Source organism: Parabacteroides merdae ATCC 43184 (assembly GCF_025151215.1).
GTDB lineage: Bacteria > Bacteroidota > Bacteroidia > Bacteroidales > Tannerellaceae > Parabacteroides > Parabacteroides merdae.
In genome coordinates, this window is the sequence record NZ_CP102286.1 from 3,350,472 (window position 1) to 3,371,469 (window position 20,998).

Genomic DNA, 20,998 nt, shown 5'->3' on the forward strand with positions numbered 1-20,998 from the left:
GTTCTTTTGCGGCCCCGCGTCAAGCGCAGGGACAAGGCAGTTTTGACACAGTTCCATGCTATCTTCTCTTATTAATTTAATCAGAACCGAATCTTCATCTCGCCATAGCAAGGCACCGCCTCCAACGTCTTGCAATAGTTGCCCCAGGCAATCTCCGGGTAATCCCAACGATTATTAATGTAAAGCATCAACTGCCCGTCTCCTCTTTTGGAGGTGCGGCAAGCCAGGGATGCGTCCGGTGAACAAACCGTAAGCCCTGCTCCTCCCCCTGTAGCGGAAAGGGTATAGCGATAGATGTTCTCCTTCATACCCTTTGCCATTTGCGTCAACGGACAGTCACAGTTTGCACCGGCATCCGCCCAATAGTAATAGTTGTGCGTATCGGCCGACCAGGGTTGAGCAGGGTTCTCGCCATATCGCACTTGCTTCGGGTTATAAAGGGAAGTCTCGCCCGTGTTTCCGGCAAAAGCGCCTTCGGGGTAACAACTCCACATACCTTTACGCTCCCATTGCAGATAGTCCAGACGTTCGGGTAAGTAGAAAGACAAGCCCGTCTCACGCAGGTAACCGTTTGGCTGTCCCGCAACGACATAGCTGACATTCATTTCCCCGGCGGGAGATATCCGGATCAGGATATCCGTTTGTACATCCTGATAGAAGCCGGAGAGGGCGACTTCCACCGCTCCCTCTTTGCGGGTATAGGTCAAGCTCTGCTTCTTCCAATCGCTGTCGGAGGTCAGGAACTTCCGGGCGCTCTTACGCACTTCGGCTCCAGTCAGATGGTTCAGATTGATGTCGAGATGGAGGAACGGGCCTTTCTCGATGATGACCTGTCCCTTGGAGGTCGCGTTGCTGATCAGGCCGGTTTCTTTGGAGAAAGGGATCTCGAAACCGTCTCCTTTAATCGTCATCATACCGGCGGTTTCCTCTACCTGCAACACACCGTTTACCGGAGATGCTTCCGAATCGGCAAGGCGAACGTGGTAATCGCTGCCCAATGAAACTTGTTCGGCATCCAATAACTCACCCGTAGCTGTATAGAAACAAATTGACAACAGTTCGCCTTCCTCCCAAGCCTCGGCAGGGATTACCAACAGTCCTTTTTGGTGAGGAGCGATGGAAGGAGCGGGAAGTTCCTTCTCCACACCTTTGTAGGTATAACGTATCTTGATCTCATCCAGGTCAGTATGGTCGAAGCGGTTGTACAACGGAAGCAACAAACGTTGTCCGGACAGGAAGGAAGCCACCTCGGTCGTCATCAGGCGGACGGGCGAATAGGCTTTCTTGGTAGCCCAGAACTCCGGTTTCTCACGGCGCCAGACATCGACGATCCCCCACTCTCCGTAGCCGACGCATTTACCCTGATAATCCTCCGGCTTGGCGGTACGGGCAAACTCTTTCCAGAAGGCAGTCCCTACTTTCGGTTCGGGCAGCATAAACGTTTCATCCACATATCCCCAGATCGCACCACCCAAGCCGCCGGGAGCATCAAAGAGGCCGCTCCACATCCTTTCGATCGAATGCCCCCAGAACTCGCGGATATTCGGATCTTCCTGCAAGGTAGCGTAGGTGTAGCACGCCGGGTGCGCCCATTCGTCGAACAGGGCAGGTATCCCTTCCCCCTGGAAACCATGGGTAGAGCGGTTCCATTGGTTCAGGTTTCTGTTTACATCCTGGTAGTGCATGCTCAGGATATCATAGACCGGCTTCTTCTCACCGACCGATCCGGGATAGCTGAATATAACCGGGCGAGTCTTGTCGGTTGCCTTCACCCAATCCCAGCATTGCTGGAAGTTCGTGCCGTACACGCTTTCATTACCGATCGACCAGAACAGAATGGAGGGATGGGAACGGAACGACTTCACCATCTCGCGGCATTGCGAGAGATAGCGGGGCGTAAACTCGGCACTATCCTGGGTCTTGCCCGGCGCATAGTTCTTCTGCCGGTAGGTATCGACAAAGCAGACAGCCGTCTCGCTCTCCACATAGATGCCGTAGCGGTCGCAATACTCCAGGAAACGTTCCGTGGGAGGATAATGCGAGGTACGGACAAAGTTCATATTGGAACGTTTGAAGAGGATCACATCGAGGCTGTCCAGTTCGGCAGTCGTCGTGCGGCCGAGTGTCGGGTGGATGTCATGGCGGCAGGCCCCGCGCAACTTCACCGGCATGCCGTTCACCAACATGCGGTCTTTCTCGATCTTCACGTCACGGAAACCGATACGGCGGTCGAAACGGCCGATCTCCTTTCCGTCCTTGCTGAGGGTGATGGTCAGCGTATAGAGGTTCGGATGTTCGGCATCCCACTTCAAGGGGTTCTTCACGGGCAGTTCATTCATGTTCCCGCCCTCTTCCAGGGGGAACCGGGATTGCACCAACGGATAGCGTCTGCCGGACGGCTCGGTCAGCGTATAGGCAACTTCCGCACCTCCGGCAACCGGGCTGCTGTAGCCGATCTTCAGGACGGCATCCTCGTAAGCAGCATCCAGATGTGTCTCGGCGTAGAAGTCATACAAGCAGGTTTCGGGTAATGCGAACAAGGTTACATCGCGCAGGATTCCCCCGATCGGATGATGGGCATAGCCGGAGGCATAGGAAATATCGTCCAGGCGATCCGTCACTTCGAGGCGTATCTCGTTTTTCTTTCCGGGACGGACGAAGGGGGTGACATCCGTCTCCCAACGGGTAAAGCCGCCATGATGTTCGCGGACGAACGTGCCGTTCACAAACAGGCGGGCATGGCTGTAGACGCCGTCGAAACGCAGGATCGTATGCTTGCCGGCGTAATCGGCCGGGACGGTGAACGACTTCCGGTAGGTGAACGGCTTGTCGTGCTCGATGGCATAGCCCTGCATAGCAGGCTCGCCGGGAACCTGTATCTTGTCCCACTTGCTATCCGGAGAATACTGGAACTGCCAGGTTCCACTCAGCAGGACGGCAGGCGTTTCGACACCGGCCAATTCCTGCAAGACAGGATAGGAGGCTTCATCGGGAAGCCTCTCTATCTGTGCGAATGCTTTCGTGCCTGACAGCAGGAAGCTGCAACCGAAAGCGAATAGGATTGTCTTTATCTGTTTCATTTATGTGCCTATTATTACATGTGTATAAATTTACCACCAAAAGTAGTAAAAGCCTATTAATATCGCCAGTATGACTACCGACATTACATTGAACATCCGGCCGGTATGGAACAAAGCCGGGTCATGGCGCGTATAAGCGTTGGCAGACTGGCCCTTTTTCCCCAGCAGGACGATGAGCGCGCAGCACATCAGGAACACAAGCCCCATGCGGTCCATCCAGGGCAATCCGGGGAAGAGGAACTTCAGGCCGAAGGAGAAGACGAACGAGCCCAATGCCGCCGCCAACGCCCCGTTTGCCGTCGCCCGTTTATAGAAGAAGCCAGCCAGGAAGATCGACAGGGCGCCGGGACTGACAAAGCCGGTAAACTCCTGGATATACTGGAACGCCTGGTCCAACCCCGACAGCATCGGGGCGATCAGCACGGCTATCAGCAACGAGCCGAAGCTCGCCCAACGTCCGGTATGGACCAGTTCTTTCTGTCCGGCCTCTTTCCGGAAATAGGAACGGTAGATATCCATCGTAAAGATCGTGGAGATACTGTTCATCATCGAAGCGAGCGAACTGACGATTGCGGCTGTCAAAGCAGCAAACGCCACCCCCTTCACCCCTACCGGAAGGAGGTTGCCGAGCAACCACGGGTAGGCTTCGTCCGATTTCTCTAACGGAGCCTCCAGCGCAAAGGCGGCAATGCCGGGAATCACGACCAAAAGCGGGATGAACAGCTTGATGAAACCGGCGAAAAGCATCCCGTTCTGCGCCTCCCGGACCGATTTGGCGGCCAACGCGCGTTGGATGATATACTGGTTGCATCCCCAGTAATAAAGGTTTGCCACCCAAAGACCGCCGAGGATCACGGAGATACCCGGCAGGTCCTTATAACCGGGATGCGACTTGTCGAGGATCAGATGGAACTTATCGCTCGCCTCGCCATAGAGGTTGACCATTCCCTGGTACACGCCGCCACCTTCTCCGAGGAGGTCGAGGGCGATATAGGTCGTGACCAGCCCGCCGCCAACCAGGAACACGACCTGGACCACATCCGTCAGCGCCACCGCCTTCAATCCTCCGTAGATCGAATAGATACCGGCAAAGGCCGCCAGCCCGATTATGCCGTAGAGCATCGGGATCCCCATCACCTTCTCGATCGTCAAGGCTCCCAAGTACAAGATGGAAGTAAGATTGATAAAGATGAAGACAGCCAGCCAGAAGACCGCCATCACCGTCTTGACGCGCTTGTCGAAACGCTCTTCGAGGAACTGGGGCATGGTGAAGATCTTCTTCTCCAAAAAGATCGGGATGAAGAACTTCGCCACGAGGATCAGTCCGAGGGCGGCGATCCATTCGTAGGTCGCCATCGCCAGCCCGATGGCATAGCCGGAGCCGGACATGCCGACAAACTGTTCGGCGGAGATATTGGAAGCGATGATAGAAGCGCCTATCGCCCACCAGGCAAGCCCGCGCCCGGCGAGGAAATAATCGCCGGCATCCCGCTCGTCCCCCTTCCTGCCGCGTGAGACAAAAAGGCCGACACAGAGGATCAGGAGGCAGTAAGCTATAAAGATTATTAAGTCGATCGTGTTCATGGTATCTGTTTCTTATTCATCCTGCATCAACGCCGAGCGCCCACCGTCCATCAGAATCGTCGTCCCGCTGATAAACCGGGCATACGGGGAGGCGAGATAGACGCATAACGCCCCTACCTCCTCGACCGTCCCGATCCGTTTGACAGGATGCAGGTCGATCGTCCGCCGGCGTTCCGCTTCGGGATCGGGAAAAGAGTCGAACCAAGTGTCGTTGCCCGCCGTATCGATAAATCCGGGAGCCACACCAACCGTACGGACAGCCGGCCCCCACTCGATCGCCAGGCTGCGCACCAGGCCGGTGATAGCCGTCTTCGTCACGTTATAAGGGAAGCATCCGGGGATGGAGCTGAAAGCATGGTTGGAGGTCATCAGGAGCAGGACGCCTTCGCCGCTCTTTTCGAGATAGGGCTTGCAGAGCCGGGCCAGACGCCAGTGGGAAGCCAGGTTCAGATCGAGGTTGTAATGCCAACGCTCCTCCGTGCAACCTTCGGCTCCCTCGAACACGTTCATGCCGGCATTGGAGACGACCATGTCTATACGTCCGAAGGTACGGGCCGCCTCTTCGACGAAGCCTTTCAGCTCCTCCGCATCCGTCACATCCGCGGGGCGGTAGAACGAGCGTACGCCCTCCTGTTCTACCACCTCGCGGAAAGCCTGCACGCTCGCATCGTCCGGAGACTTGCGCGAACAGCCTGCCACATGGGCACCCGCCCGTGCGAACTCCCTGGCGACACCTAAGCCGATCCCGGAGGAGACTCCGGTGACCAGGACTACCTTATCTTTATAATCGAGTACAAAGCTCATAGGGATCAGATATAAAAGTTATCGGGAGCATCCGTCGTGATGCCGGGGTGTTTCTCCATCTCCTCTTCAACGAGGTCCACGCCCAAGCCGGGACGGTCGGACAGGTGCAGGTGGCCGTCATAGACCATCTCGGCTATCGGATGGTCGATCACCGTGTCGCGCCAGGGGACATCGTTGAACATAAACTCCTGGCGGAAGAAGTTCGGGATAGCGGCGCAGACATGCGAAGAGGCGAGTGTCGAGAGAGGGCCGTTCGGGTTATGCGGGGCGATCAGAACGTTGTAGGCCTCCGCCATCGTAGCCATCCGCTTCATCTCGGACGGTCCGCCGCAACGGGTGATGTCGGGCATGATCACGTCGCACACATGCTTTTCCAACAGCGAACGGATGCCGAAACGGGTGTAATGGCGCTCGCCTACACAGATGGCGACATCCGACGGGATGCGTTCGCGCATGGCACGGAGCGTCTGCGAACTTTCCGGGCCGGCGGGTTCCTCATACCAGGTGATATCGAGCTTTGCCAAGCGTTCCGCCATCTTGACGGCAACCCGGTAGTTCAGCATGGCGTGTGTCTCGATCATGATGTCGCATTCCGAGCCGACAGCCTCGCGCACGGCTTTGGATACGTTGAACGCCAGGTCCTGCTGTTCCGCCGTCAGGGTCAAGTTGGAGGCAAGGTCTTCGCCATAGAAATAGTTCGTGTGGGCGAAGGGGTCGAACTTCAGCCCCGTAAAACCGGCGTCCATGACACGGCGTGCCTGGGCGGCATAGTCCGCCTCGTTGTGTCCGCCGCCCGTAAACCAGTAGTTGGCATAGAGCTGGATATCTTTCCGGTAAGCCCCGCCCAACAGTTCGTAGCAGGGAACGCCCAACACCTTTGCTTTCAGGTCGAGCAGCGCCATGTCGATACCGCTGATCGCACACAGGCTGGCTCCGTACGGGCCGATCCAGTTCAGATCGCGGTAGAGCTTCGTCCAGATAAAATCGGTCTTCATCGGGTCGAGGCCGATGATGCGTTGTCCGACATGCTTGGCGGCTTCGAAAACGATCGGGCTGCCGGGCCAGTTGGTAGCTTCGCCTACGCCGGTATAGCCTTCGTCGGTATAGATTTTCAGTAATGTCCAGTTATATTTGATGCCCTGGACTAACCATACTTTTACGTCTGTAATCTTCATTGTATTGTCTCCTTCCTTATTATATCATCTTACATTATTCCGTATGTATCGAAAGCGTCGCGGGCTTTCATCCCTTCCTGTATCTTCTTCAAAACCATCCGTTCACCACGGGCTTTCTCCAAGGCGCGGGTGAATACTTCTTCCTCGATCTCACGAGGCACGACACATACGCCGTCGATGTCGCCGACCAGGATATCTCCGTCATTGATCCGTACGCCCTCCATTTCGATCGGCACACGGTAGTCGATCACCTTTCCACGCGGCGCCTGATCCTGGGCATAGGGACCGTAGGAGAAACAAGGGAAATCCAATGCCAAAATTCCCTTCGTATCGCGGGAGTAGCCGTTGACAACCGCTCCGGCCGCCTTGCACTGGATCGCACGGGCACTCATCAGCTCGCCCCACAAGGCATAAGCAGGGGAAGAGCCGGAACAAACATATACCTCGCCTTCTTTCAAGTCGTCCAACGCTTCGAGCATCAGGCCGAAGGAGCGTTTCAGCACCGGGTTCACCCCTTTCTCCTTTCCGGCATCCAGCACATCGGCTTCCAATACCGTCATGGCACGTCCGGCCACCAGCATGTCGTCACGAAGCGGACGGATACGGGGAGGCAAAAACTGGCGGGTATAGCCCATCTTATCCATAATATCACCGACCACTGCGGTGTAAAGTTCTTCCTTTATCAAAGCAAACAGGGCCTTATCGTCTTTCCATTCTTTCATTGTGAATTCCTTTTTACAGTTCGTCTTTCTACCTGCAAAGATAGAGCCCGGAGGGAAGAAGATACGGCAGTAAAGCTCCCGGTTGCTTATGCTACGAGGAACAGAACAAGGGAAAAAGTAGAGAAAACGGCACTCTCTATTTCGTCACTTCCCGCGGAGAGATGCCCATTTGTTGTTTGAAGATACGGGAGAAGTATTGGGGGGACTGGAAACCGCAGGCAAAGCAGACTTCCTTGACGGACATCTCCGTGTTCCGCAGCAGCTCGATCGCTTTGTTGATCCGGATCTGGTTCAGGTAGTCCAGCGGGGAGAGGTTCAGGTACTGGGAGAACAGTTTGCGCAAGTACCGTTCTCCGACTCCGGTTTGCGACGCGACATCGCTGATCGTGATATCGGACTGGTAGTTCAAACGGATATAGGAGATCGCCTTTTTCAACGAATCGTTTGTACAAATCGGAAGATAGGCCTCATCGAGATAACGGTAAATCAGGATCAGCAGCTCGGCATAGTACATGACAACCAGATATTGGTAGTATTTGCTCTTCTGGTTCATCTCGTTGACAATACGCTGCACGGCGCGCATGATCCGGACGTTATTCACAATCTTGATCAACCGGTTTTCTTCGGAAAAGATCGTGACAGGCGCCAGATCCTTCATCTGCCCGTGCCCGTCCGGATTGAAGCGGGAGAAGACTTCCGGCAGAAACTCCAACTGCATCAGGGTCGTATCTTCGGAACCGGCCTCGAAGGTATGCTCCACATTGGAACAGATCACCATCATCTCGTTCTCGCTGAAGCTGATACTCTCGTTCTCCAGATGCAGGATGCAATTGCCCTTCTTCACATAGTTGATCTCGATCCGCAGATGCTTATGCGGCCCGAATGTCTCGAACGGGCGGAACGACACAAAGCGAAACACATCCGCCAGCCGCTTGTGCTTCAGATTCTCGGTGATGCCTTCCAGCATTCCCCATAACGATTGTTCAGACGGTTGTTCCATACGGCTCTGCATTTGATTGACGCTTACAAAGTTACAAAAATGCCGGTAATACCCAATAGCCCGTAAGGTATTTTAGTCACCTTACGGACTGTCGGGCAATACCCTATAGCCTGTAAAGACACAGGTTATAGGGTAAGTTAAGAGGTTATTCCACTCTCACCACAATCTCTCCACCGATCCGGTCTCCTTTCTTCAACGGCTTGCGGTAAGGAGCATAATAGCTACTGAGGAACATCTCGTTTCCTGCCGTCACAAAGTCGGCAACCAGGAAGCGGATCTTGTCTTTTTCCAACCAGGAGCGCCAGTGCTGTTTGCCATTGGAAGGGACGGTAATCTTACTACCGTTTCCGTCTTTCAGACCGGCATACCAAATGTTCCGGCGGGTGGAACGGAAATCATTACTTCCCAGTTCGTTATAATCCATACTCCAAGACCAGGCAGGTTCCGTACGCGGATCGACTTTCGCAGGGAGTCCTTCATAAAAAAGGCTGGCTTCACCTACCGGACGGCTGATATGGTCGGCCGGATAAACGCTCCACATGCCATCCCGGCGCCAGAAGGTCTTATCATAAGAAACAGGAGCTTCAAAAACCAGTCCCCACTGCCTCGGATTCACATCTTCAAGGGCATCGAACGAATAGGTTACCGATAGTTCGCCTCCTGCATTTATTTTCAGGTCATAAGAGCCGGAAAACTCTTTATAAGCGCCTGCCACCTTTACCAGAACGTCATCACCCTGTCGGACCGCCTCTACTTTTTCTACCTTCCAGTCCGAGCAAAGGTCATTGAACACAGGCGTATTGGCATTATGATTCGGGTAGCATCCGCCACCTGTCAACGGCAAGGCCATCAGCCACGGTCCACCGTTCAATATTTCTTTTTTCCCTTTCTTCACCGAGAGTATCTGGCCGGATACACGACTGATCTCACAACTAAAATCTTTTCCGGTAATGACATAGCGGTCTTTCTTTTCTTTCAAGCGGGTAGAAGCAGTTGGCAACGCCTGCAATTCGTTTTGTACCTGTCTGCCGACAGGGATCAAATACTCATCGGCAGTAAAGCCGCGGGGATCGGCAAAAGACAGATAGAGCTCATTCGCCTTTTCGGGATGGGCAAGCCGGATGCGAAGTTGTCCTTTTTCACCGGGTTCCAGGTCTGCGAAGGCCGTTCCCTTCTCCTCTCCGTACGTCCACGTGATACGCAGTTCATCCAGGTTTGTATAGGTGTACCGGTTTTCAAGATCGATGACCAGTTCGTTGGCTGGAGATAGCGCCTCGGTCGTCACACGGACCGGACTGTATATCTTTTTCATATCCCAGTACTCCGGTTTCGGGCGACGCCAGCCGTCGATCGGTCCCCAGGGGCCATAACCGACTGCATCCCCGTTAGGCATCTGGAAAATATCGTCGATACCAGACCAGATAGAACCGCCTAAAACGCCCGGTGTCTTATACATATTGTCCCACGTAGGAGCCAGCGCCAATGCCCAATCGCTACGGATGCCGGGATCAGTCACCAGCTCGCTCCGGTTATAGACATTCAGGTGGCAGTATTCGCCATACGTCATCGGCCGGTCGCTTTTGGCGGCGACCTTATATCCGTTGGGACCCGGATAATGGATATTCGCGATCGGGGCCGTGCTGCCTTGGTTGTTGAACCCGCCATAGGCCTGGTCGTGAAAAGTGAACGGACGGGTAGGATCGGCTTTTTCCATATAGACCTCTACCTGTGCAAATTCCTTATTCCAGTACGATTCGTTCGCCATCGACCAGAAGATGATGGAAGGATGGTTCCGGTAGAACTGGATCATCTCCATATTCGCCTGCAATACATACGGATAGTATTTAGGATCGCGGTAGTTCAGCACCTTCCAGTTCTCATTCGCATGATGGCCGATCCAACAGACCGGTGCTTCCACTTCCACGAACATGCCCAGTTCGTCACAGACTTCGAGCAGCTCTTCACAAGGAGGGTAATGGGAAGTACGGATAAAATTGCAGTTCGCATCCCGGTACAGCTCGACATCCTTCCGTTCCAGGGCAGGATTCATCACACGTCCGGTCAACGGATGCATTTCATGTCGGCAAACCCCTCTCAACTTGACAGCCTTGCCATTTACCAGTAAACGATTCCCTTGTATCCGGATCTCGCGGAAGCCAAAACGTTTCTCTATCTGCTCGACAACCTTGTCCGAGGTTCCGACTTCGATTTTCATCGTATATAAAGATGGATGCTCGTTATCCCACTTATCCGGAGAAACGACTTTGCCAGTCAACCAACCGCTCCAGGAAGACCCGGCGGCAATCTCCGGAATATGCCGGCTCAGGACAACAGGCAGTCCGGAGAGGGAAAGGCGAACCGATACATCTTTTTGTATCTCATCCGAGCTATTCGTTACCGACAGATAGACTTTCAAGTCTGCATCTTTATAGTCATCGTCCAGCTCCGTCACGATACGAAGGTCCGACAAATGGATATCCGGAACGGCAAAGAACGTCACTTTACGGGTTATGCCTTCCAACTGATGTGCCGCATATTGAGTCAGGCTCCCTAACATGTCTGCCAACGACTCGCTGCGAACCCGCAGGGCCAACAGGTTTTCACCCGCCTTCAGCCCTTTCGTGACATCCAGTTCAAAAGCAGTCATTCCTCCCATATGGGAACCGATTTCCTTTCCATTCAGATACACGACCGACTCGCTGGAGACACCGTCGAAACGCAGTTTCACCTGCTTTCCCTGCCAATCCGCCGGCAATGTGAATGTAGTCTGATAGCCTCCGAAACCGGCAGAATCGACTTTAAAGCCTTGCATGGACCACTGTCCCGGAACTACGATCGGCTTCCAGTCCCGCCCGTTCTGTTTCTGTTCATAAAAACGGGCAGCAGGCTTTTCATTGAACAACCACGTCCCGTTTAAGGATAGGACCGGATTATAGACACCGGCTACCTGATGGGGCTTGATGGTATATACAGGTAAAACTTTTTCCGCACAAACAGTCGTATCCACCGTATAAGCCTGGGTATGCACCAATTCCTTTTTACGTTCTTCCCCGAAAGGTTTCAGCTGGGCGGGATTGGACGAATACAGGTTCAGCTCCGAAACAATCGCATTATCTCCCTTCAAGGCTTCAAACACCAAGACCAATTGTCCGTAGGCGTAGGCTTTCTTCGGCAGGTCGATCATGTAGCGTTGCTCCTTCCCTTTTTCAAGTACGACGGGCCCCTGCACTTCGTTGCCGTCAGCCACGATACGCTGTTCCCTCCGGTTGTCAGCCAGATAGACCACCTCCATCCGGTAATCGGCCTGTATATCCATCTGATCGAAAGCATAGATGACCGTCCCGCCGAAATTACAGGTTTTCGCCTCTTTGCTTCCCGTGAAAGAATCCGGCAATGTATAGTCATCCCCTTTGATCAGGAAAGCTTGTGTATTCGTTACTCCGCAGTCGTTCGTAGCCACCCGCCGCATCTCCTTGTTCTGGGCCTGCAAGCCAAGGCACAAAAAGAGCATAAGCCCGGTATTGAACAGCTTGTTTTTACATAGATTGACCATACGCATATTGGTTTTCGTTTTATATTTACATTATCTGATATGCAAAAGTACGGACAATCCCAACATCTTTCCTCTCTCTATTCTAATTGAGTACACACCTGCCAGGAACAAAAAACAGGAAAACTAACACAAAACGGAACTGCTCCCAGACGCGGCAGCCGATCAGTAGACCTTAAGCTTTTGCATGCCTCCTTTTTCAAACTCGATCGCCCCCGGATACGAGTTTTTCCGGCTTCTTTTATTACCCAGATAATCCCTATTCAAGACTTTCGGAGTCTCCGCTCCTCCAACAAAAGACTGATGGGAAATAGCTAGGTGCGACCAAAACTTGTTTATCTAAATCCTAAACATGCATAAAGACAACAGGGCAAGCATTACCTTGCTATGCAATAAACTTATTAGCTTTAACACATGACCTGCCCCGAAAGTGACGAAGAACTATGTTTCCCATTTCCTCTGTCACTGTATCACTGATTTCTTTTTACCAGTTGATATTCAACTTATTTGATTAGTGATATATGCCCGTTTTCTCTATCACTACGGTATCACAATCCTATCACTGTCTCGTCCTGATTTTGGTTGACTGTGTATTAAAAAAATCCTGTTATAGGTTGTCTATAAATGTAAAAAAAACAGACAATCCTTTCTTAATCCTAAAATAAGTTACCTTATCCTGTTTCACTACAGGACAGGGGGCTTTTCACAGCCAAACTCATCGGCCGGGGAGCGCCCAAGCGGCAAGGGGCAGGGCCACCTGTCCCGACGAGCGTTTCCGGTCTCTGTTCTATTTTGTTGCAAATATATCAGTTTAATCCTGTTCATAAAAGAATAGCTTGTTTACGTTTATAAATAGTTTTCCATTTTCTTTTTAAAGGCCCCTTCTTCGCATGCGCCTCTTCAGGTGTCAACATTTCCACACTACTGTGAGGGCGCCGGGTGTTATAAATATCGATCACTTTCCTCACTATATCCCGAGCCTGGCCGAGCGTTGTTATCATTTCTTTATTCAACCATTCTTCTTTTAATATTCCATTGACACGTTCAGCTATTGCATTCTCTCTGGGATCTCCGTTTTCTGTCATACTTATACGACATTTAATGCCTTGTAAAATTGAGATATAATCTTTGCTACAATATTGTACTCCTCTATCCGAATGATGGATCAGATCGCTTCCCGGGGGAAGTGTTTCCAAGGCCATATTCAACGCTTTTATCGGACCGGACATCTCCAGGGAATCCTCCAGGGCCCAACCGACAATCTTACGGGAGTATGCATCTGTGAGCAAACTCAAATAATAGAATCTCCCTTCGACATTGCGGACATAAGTGATATCAGCTACATATAACTGATTGGCTGATAGCGGATCATAATCTTTTATCAGATTTGGATACTTATGAAAACGGTTCCATGACAGAGTTGTTACCGGCCGATAAACCCTGGAATGTCTGATCAACAAACCATTGTCGCGTAGCAAGTCAAAAAACTTATCGCGCCCTATATCCAAATCAGGATGTATCTTGGTTTTTAGGATATGATACAACTTACGACCACCTAAAACCGGTTGGTCCTGACGCAGGCTGTTTACCATTTTAAGGATTATTTCCTCACACAACAATTCCGATTGTAACTGTTTTTCTCTCTTATAATAGGCTTGCTTGCTATACCCAAACAACGAACAACAATCAGGGATACTTATTTCCGGCTGATTGTCATGAAGCCTTTTCACTGCTTGGTGCCAGAGTTTTTTCGGATATCGATGTTATAGTGTTCATTGGCTAGTTCTATTAGGATTTCCATCGCACGGCGATGAGCTTGCTCATGCTTCAGTTCCTTCTCTTTATCCTTTAACTCCAACTCTTTTTGTTTGAGGGCGCGTTCCAGTTCTTTGATCCGTTTGGAAAGATCCGATTCGTTTTCTGTCATTTTTATTGATCGCTTTTTGAGTTTCAGTGGTTTTATTGACACTGATGATTGTCTTTTTGCCTCAAATTTACGAATCCAATGCGATATTACCGTAGGGTCGCTTATGGAATATTTAAAGGCGATCTCTTTACGGCTTACTCCTAAGCGATATTCACCTATAGCTGCTAGGCGAATCTCCAAAGGATAAGGTTCACCCTTGCGACGAGTCAATGACTTCTCTTTTTTCATCTTTGTTGACTTTTATGAAGTCAACCTATTTCAGGACGAGACACACTGGCAACTTGGATAGGAAACAGGTATTCCGCTTATACATATCTGCATATTAACATATTACAAATAAAACAAACGATAAACACCCTATTTCCATCCCTGCAAATCACTCGATTATTTTATGTAAAAACGGCTATAAAATAGGTAAAACCGGGTGGTTTTCATTGTCCGGCACGGTACTTTAGTTGCCGGACACCCCCATGTTGCCCCCTCTTACACCCGGGTGTACCAGTTCTCTACACCCGGATGTTAAGGATGGCAACATGGGGGTGTTTACGAAATTATGTGCTTGTCTTTGCTAAAAAAAGAGAGGGCTTTTGTGGAATGAAGAACCGTATTTTGCCAATTTAATACCTATTATATTCGTTTTTACATTTGTTTATTCGATTATTTTATATGCTTTTTCAAAAGCTAAAGAAGGCAATACACTGGTTTCCAATCATATGATAAAACACCATGTTTTAGAAGTGATAGAGAATTGATCATGCGCAGTATGGACCTGCTTCGCGGGAAAAACCCGAATCCATTTACTAACTATGTGAAGAAAGACTGCTATATTTGCCTTGTAACAATCGTTGCTGGGCAAATTATCGTATATACAGAAGCATATGAACATACAAAAATTGAAATTACTGTTAGCAACAGCCTGTCTGGCTCCCCTGCCACTCATCGCCCAAATCACGGAAAGAGAACGGCCGGCAGAATGGAAGCACCTCATTACAGGCGGACGCTACATGGACCGTTTCGAAGCAATGCCAGAAGGTACGCTCTCCGGAGAGACGTGGGGAGCGGACAGCGTACGCCCCCGGTATATCGACAACGGTATCGAACATCCCGACATCTCGTTCTGGGGAGGCAATATCCTCCAAACGCCGGACCGGAAATACCATCTGTTCGTATGCGGATGGCCGGAAAGCGCTCCCAAAGGGCATATGGAATGGCCCAATTCAACCGTTTATCATGCAACCGGCGATCATCTGCATGGGCCTTTCACCATCCAAGACACAATCGGGAAAGGGCATAACCCGGAGGCTTTCGTCCTCAACGACAGCCGGATCGTCGTATATGTCATCGACGGATATTATATAGCCGACCAGGTCAACGGCCCCTGGCAATACGGAAAGTTTACGTTCAATCCCCGCGACCGGAAGATCATCGAAGGACTGAGCAACCTCAGCTTTGCCAAAAGGCAGGATGGCTCTTATCTGATGGTTTGCCGGGGAGGAGGCATCTGGATCAGCAAAGACGGCATCGCCCCTTACGAACAGATCACGGACAAGCGGGTCTATCCGCCTGTCAAAGGAGAGTTCGAGGACCCGGTCATCTGGCGGGATTCCCTGCAATACCACCTGATCGTGAATGACTGGCTGGGACGTATCGCCTTCTACCAACGTTCCAAAGACGGCATCCATTGGGTGACGGAACAAGGGGAAGCCTATGTGCCCGGCATCTCCTTCCATCGGGACGGGCATGTCGAGCATTGGTTCAAATACGAACGTCCTAAAGTATTCCAGGACAAACAAGGACGTGTAGAGCAGATGAACTTTGCCGTCATCGACACCGTCAAATGGGACGATCATGGCAATGACAACCACAGTTCGAAGAATATCTGTATCCCGATGAACAAGGGGATGTTATTGTCCGTCCTGAACCGAACACCGATAACAGCCTCCACTGAAATCATCCGGGTCAAGATCCTAGCGGAAGAAGGCTTCGACCCGCTCCGGGAGATCGATGTGCCGTCCCTGCGGTTCGGTTCATACAACGAAGTGAACTTCGGCAGAGGGTGTAAAGTGGTCAAAACCGAAGCATCCGGAAAAGACCTTATCCTGACATTCGACGGTAAGGGAAGCGGCATCACACCGGATGAATTCGCTCCGAAGATGATCGGAAAGGATAAAAACGGAAAACTGTTGTTCGGATATGCGAACCTGCCTTATGTCGATTACAAGCCGGCTCTATTATCCTGCCGACGTCCCGTTTACCGGGAAGGCCGGAACGAAGTCGAACTGGAAATCCAGAACTTCGGACTATCGGTATCAGGAGAAATGACAGTCGAAATCAAGCAAGCCGGGGCAGGAATGGGCCGTCATACGGTCAAGCCCCTGCAACCGTATGAAAAAGCAAGCCTCACTTTTACCCCTGAAAAGGGGAAATGGACGGATAAAGCGGATTACCAGGTAGTCTTCCTCCGGGATGGGCAAATAGTAGAAACAAACAATTTCAATATCTCCAAATAATCATTTATAAACATGAGACACACTTTTATCCTCCTGCTCGGAGCCATGCTCTCCCTACAAGGGCAAGCCCAGGACAAGCAGCTACCATTTCAGAACACGATCAAGGTCGAAGCAGGCGACAGCCACGCGGACATCATCGCGAAAGCCGCCCATGTCGTGCCTTCGCCCAACCAGTTGGCGGCATTGCAAAACGAGTTTATCGCCTTCATCCATTTCGGGCCGAACAGTTTTACCCGCCTGGAATGGGGAAGCGGAAAGGAAGACCCGAAAGTCTTCGACCTGAAAGAGCTCGACACGGACCAGTGGTGCGAGGCCATGAAAGCAGCCGGCATGAAGATGGTGATTCTGACGGTCAAGCACCATGACGGGTTCGTCCTGTGGCAAAGCCGTTACACAAAACACGGCATCATGTCCACCGGTTTCCGCGACGGCAAAGGCGACATCCTGAAAGACCTGTCCGAATCCTGCCGCAAATACGGATTGAAGTTAGGCGTCTATCTGTCACCGGCAGACCTGTACCATATCGAAAACCCGGAAGGGTTGTACGGCAACCTCAGCCCATACACCAAACGGACCATCCCGCGGGAAGTCCCCGGACGGCCTTTTGCCAACAAGACCCGTTTCGAATTCGTAGTGGACGACTACAACGAATACTTCCTCAACCAACTCTTCGAGATCCTAACCGAATACGGCCCGATCCACGAAGTATGGTTCGACGGGGCACATCCCAAGCGGAAAGGCGGACAGACCTACAACTATCCCGCCTGGAAAAAACTGATCAAGGCACTTGCCCCCAACGCCGTTATCTTCGGACGGGAAGATGTCCGGTGGTGCGGCAATGAAGCCGGCGGCACACGGTCGACCGAATGGAACGTGATCCCCTACCAGGCAAATCCGGACACGATGTCGAACTTCGCCGATATGACGGACAAAGACCTCGGAAGCCGTGAACAGCTCTATAAAGCCAAATACCTGCATTACCAGCAGGCCGAAACCAACACTTCCATCCGCGAAGGCTGGTTCTACCGGGACGACACGCACCAGAAAGTACGAAGCACCGACGATGTGTTCGACATCTATGAACGCGCCGTAGGAGGCAACTCCACCTTCCTGTTGAACATCCCGCCCAACCGGGACGGCAAATTCTCTCCGACAGATGTAGCCGTGCTGAAGGAAACCGGCCAGCGAATCCGGGAAACCTACGGGACCGACCTGTTCCGTCAGGCAAAAGGCCCGAAAGAGGTGCTCGACCAAAATGCAGACACCTATGTGACGGCCGATAAGGACGGGGCGGGAATCGTCATCTCCACTCCCCGACCTGTCACCCTCAACCGTTTGGTTCTCCAGGAAGCGATTGCCACCAACGGGGAACGGGTGGAAAGACACGCCGTGGATGCCTGGATCGACGGAGGATGGAAAGAGATCGCCCATGCCACCAACATCGGCTACAAGCGAATCCTGCGCTTCCCGGATGTCACGACGGACAAGATACGGGTCCGCATACTCGAATCCCGCCTGACACCCGCCATCTGCACCATCTCCGCCCATCACTACAAAGCCCGTCCGCCCCGGTTGAGCGCACAGAGAAGCATGGACGGATTGGTTACCATCGAACCGATGGCACAGGAATTCGGCTGGAAAGCGCACGGCGAGAACATTGCCGAGAACCTGAACGCAGGTTTCAAGATCTACTATACGACAGACGGAACGGAACCATCGGCAGGCTCTACCGAATATAAAGCACCTTTCCTGATGGGAAACAGCGAACTGAAAGCGGTAGCCATCCTGAACGGAGAAAAGGGAGCTATCTTGCAGGAACGGTTCGGGCTGGTCAAGAAGGGATGGAAGATAGCCGACAAGACCGCGCAATCCCTCGCCATCGACCTCGGCAGCCAGCAAACGGTAAGCGGCTTTGCCTTCACCCCGCAAAAACAAGGCGGTAAGGGCACGGTAGCCGGTATCATCCGGATCAGCAACGACGGAAAGAACTGGAAAGAGGTGGAACGCTTCGAATTCGGCAACCTGATCAACGACCCGTCCAAACGCTACCATCATTTCAAGCAAACGGTAAAAGCCCGCTACGTCCAAGTGGAAGCAGCGGAAATCGCCGCCCGTACGGAGGCTGCCGCCCTTGCTGGAATAGACATCTTCTAAGGCTCGTCCACAAACAGTATATACCTTGTAAGGTAAAATCATATACGTTATAAACGTAAAAGAAAAAAGGTTATAGGGTAAAATAAAATTCCCTATAACCTTTTTTCTTTTATTCGTTCCTGTGCTAGCCCGGAAGAGCGAAGACAGAATTACATCGCAAAAGGTGTAGCTTTCACATACGCCTTATATCCTTTGATCATGCCGGGGAATCCTTCTTCTGCACGGGGCAGGTAGCGGAAACCGGATATCGTCTGCTCTTCCTTCAAATCGATCACGACCTGGTGCGGATATTTGTCTCCCCGCTTCGTGCTCCAATAGGTAGATTCCTGCAAGTCATAGATCTTATCGGCAGTGAAGTTACCCCACTGCGTGCTTTCGCTGTCCGCATAGGAGATGTTCCAATGCTGGCGGGGGAGCGGTTTGCCGTCTTCGTCCAACAGATAGAACTCGGCCATAGCGGCATTGTCCTTGCCATCCTGTGCATCCAATGCTTCGAGGCAGAAATAGCGGCCCTTGACAGTCTGACCAAACTTCACTTCCTGCCAGCCGTTTCCGGGTTTCAGCGCACCGTTGGCAACCGGTTTCTCACCTTTCAGGTTCAGCGTCTGCCCCTCTTCACGGTGGGTAGCCGGGGCTTCAGCCCGCAACATATCCAAGATCGGTTCCTTCCGGCCTTCCACTACAGCCTTTTCCGGGCCTAACAGGTCGAGGATGATGATCTCGTTCTTTCCCTTCTTCAACCAGCATCCGGGCATAAACAAAGTCTGCTGAGGTCCGATCTCCCAGAAGCGGCCCATCGCCTTTCCGTTTACCCAAACCATGCCTTTTCCCCAGGTCTGCATGTCGAGGAACACGTCTCCGACTTCATCCAGCTCGAAAGTAGTCCGGTAATAAGCCGGTCCGTCGAGTTTGTCTCCCGCTGCATACTTCTTGTCCTGTACGAAAGCGTAATCGACCGGGAAGCTGTAAACCTGCCAGTCTTCCAGTTCCTGTCTGCCGGTGTCGCTGATCAGTTCCACCTTATCCGTAATCCCCTTACGGTCGTGGATGGCAACATCGAAGTTGACACGTCCCATCGCCTCTACCAGGATATCCAGGCGCGTTCCTGCTGCCAAAGCCGGCAGAACCACCGTGTTTTCACCTCTGCGACGATCCAGACGGCCCAACAGTTTGCCATCGGCAAAGACCTGCGCCCAGTCATGCACCTCATCGATCAACAGGGTCGTTCCTTCCTTTACGGCAGGCAGAGTCGTCCGGTAGAGGATCGTTCCCCAACCCTGGTCGAACTGCTCCATCGGTTTAATCTCTTTCGAAGCCTGGGGAGCAGGCAGATTGTCGAACAGCGGAGCCACTTCGCCGACGGTGAACGCCGGGATCTCGATCAAAGGATAAGCTGCCGGGACATCGGGTATGACCTGACCGGAATCGGCATATTGTGTCAGCAGTTCACGTAACTTGTAGTATTTGGGAGTCGCCCACCCCGCCTCGCTGATCGGGGCGTCATAGTCGTAGGAGCTGCACATGGCGGAATAGGCCGGGCTGTTCGCACCGCCCCAATGTCCGAAAGTCGTCCCCCCGTGCGCCATATAGAGCGAGAAGGAGATATGGCGGTCCAGCATGTCCTTGATACCGGAAACCATCACCCCGGCATCGCGCGTCTCGTGCTTGCGTCCCCAATGGTCGAACCATCCGCTCCAGAACTCGCTGCACATCAGCGGAGCATCGGGGCGTGCCTCTTTCAACTTCTTGAACTGGGCATCGATATTAGCTCCTGTCCCGAAGTTGATCGTCCAGACCAGATCATCCAAACCGTTCAACTGGAAAGTAGAGCTCCAGTCACACTGGAACAACGGGACATCCGTAAAGCCTGCCGCCTTCACCGCATCGCGGATATTGGCGATATACGCCTTGTCGGTAGCATATGCCCCATACTCGTTCTCGACCTGTACCATGATGATATTCCCGCCCCGGGTCACCTGCAAGTCAGCCAACTGCTTGCCGATCTCGTTCATGAACAGCTTCGTCCGTTCGAGGAAATAGGGATCGTTGGTACGGAGCTTGATATCCTCCTTCTTCAACAACCACCAGGGCAGTCCGCCCATCTCCCACTCAGAGCAGACATAAGGGCCGGGACGCAACATGATATACATGCCTTCTTTCTGGGCCAGCCGGCAAAAAGCGGCAATATCGTTCTGCCCCTTGAAATCGAACTCGCCCGGTTTCTGCTCATGGATATTCCAGAACGCATAGATACAGATCGTATTCATGCCGAGTGCCTTGCACATCTGAATACGATGTTGCCAGTATTCGGCGGGGATACGGGTATAATGTATCTCCGCCGCCTTAATCACAAATGGTTTGCCATCCAGCAGGAAGGTTCCCTTCCCGATAGAAAAATCGTGCTTCTCCCCTTGTCTGGGACTGCATCCTGAGAGCAGGAGGATAACGCAGCAGGTTATCAATCCTGCTAAAATCTTGTTTACGTGTTTCAT

The 20,998-nt window shown here is 52.2% G+C and carries 12 protein-coding genes; 2 read left to right on the forward strand and 10 right to left on the reverse strand.

Features of this window, described 5'->3' with window-relative positions:
• Positions 1 to 80: 80 nt before the first annotated feature.
• From NQ542_RS13850 to NQ542_RS13890, 9 genes are all read right to left on the reverse strand, one after another.
• Positions 81 to 3,080 carry a glycoside hydrolase family 2 protein gene (locus NQ542_RS13850; RefSeq protein WP_039849638.1) on the reverse strand — a complete coding sequence of 1,000 codons (3,000 nt, stop codon included), beginning with the start codon at positions 3,078 to 3,080 and terminating at the stop codon, positions 81 to 83.
• A gap of 30 nt (positions 3,081 to 3,110) precedes the next feature.
• Positions 3,111 to 4,664, reverse strand: coding sequence for a sodium/sugar symporter (locus NQ542_RS13855; protein ID WP_005633612.1), 1,554 nt, complete (start codon positions 4,662 to 4,664; stop codon positions 3,111 to 3,113).
• Between the two features lie 12 nt (positions 4,665 to 4,676).
• Positions 4,677 to 5,468 carry an SDR family NAD(P)-dependent oxidoreductase gene (locus NQ542_RS13860; protein WP_005633614.1) on the reverse strand — a complete coding sequence of 264 codons (792 nt, stop codon included), beginning with the start codon at positions 5,466 to 5,468 and terminating at the stop codon, positions 4,677 to 4,679.
• Positions 5,469 to 5,473: 5 nt separating this feature from the next.
• Complete coding sequence (locus NQ542_RS13865; RefSeq protein ID WP_005633616.1) at positions 5,474 to 6,643, reverse strand: mandelate racemase/muconate lactonizing enzyme family protein; 1,170 nt, start codon at positions 6,641 to 6,643, stop codon at positions 5,474 to 5,476.
• A gap of 29 nt (positions 6,644 to 6,672) precedes the next feature.
• Entirely contained in the window at positions 6,673 to 7,365 is a 693-nt protein-coding gene (locus tag NQ542_RS13870) for an RraA family protein (protein WP_005633619.1), read from the reverse strand.
• Between the two features lie 136 nt (positions 7,366 to 7,501).
• Positions 7,502 to 8,377 (reverse strand): helix-turn-helix domain-containing protein, encoded by an 876-nt coding sequence (locus NQ542_RS13875; RefSeq protein WP_005649703.1) that lies wholly within the window; start codon positions 8,375 to 8,377, stop codon positions 7,502 to 7,504.
• Between the two features lie 133 nt (positions 8,378 to 8,510).
• Positions 8,511 to 11,924, reverse strand: a complete 3,414-nt coding sequence (locus NQ542_RS13880; RefSeq protein WP_005633623.1) for a glycoside hydrolase family 2 protein — start codon at positions 11,922 to 11,924, stop codon at positions 8,511 to 8,513.
• A gap of 812 nt (positions 11,925 to 12,736) precedes the next feature.
• Positions 12,737 to 13,645, reverse strand: a complete 909-nt coding sequence (locus NQ542_RS13885) for an IS3 family transposase (protein WP_005640131.1) — start codon at positions 13,643 to 13,645, stop codon at positions 12,737 to 12,739.
• Positions 13,642 to 14,070 carry a hypothetical protein gene (locus NQ542_RS13890; protein WP_005640132.1) on the reverse strand — a complete coding sequence of 143 codons (429 nt, stop codon included), beginning with the start codon at positions 14,068 to 14,070 and terminating at the stop codon, positions 13,642 to 13,644. Before NQ542_RS13890 ends, NQ542_RS13885 begins: the two co-directional genes overlap by 4 nt.
• A gap of 650 nt (positions 14,071 to 14,720) precedes the next feature.
• Here NQ542_RS13890 and NQ542_RS13895 point away from each other — a divergent pair.
• A complete protein-coding gene (locus NQ542_RS13895; RefSeq protein ID WP_005633635.1) occupies positions 14,721 to 16,352 on the forward strand; it encodes a glycoside hydrolase family protein in 1,632 nt (543 codons plus the stop codon).
• 12 nt (positions 16,353 to 16,364) lie between these two features.
• Positions 16,365 to 18,506: an alpha-L-fucosidase gene (locus NQ542_RS13900; protein ID WP_005633639.1), complete on the forward strand. Its 2,142-nt coding sequence runs from the start codon at positions 16,365 to 16,367 to the stop codon at positions 18,504 to 18,506.
• Positions 18,507 to 18,655: 149 nt separating this feature from the next.
• Here the strand turns inward: NQ542_RS13900 and NQ542_RS13905 are convergent, their stop codons facing one another.
• Positions 18,656 to 20,998 (reverse strand): beta-galactosidase, encoded by a 2,343-nt coding sequence (locus tag NQ542_RS13905; RefSeq protein WP_005633642.1) that lies wholly within the window; start codon positions 20,996 to 20,998, stop codon positions 18,656 to 18,658.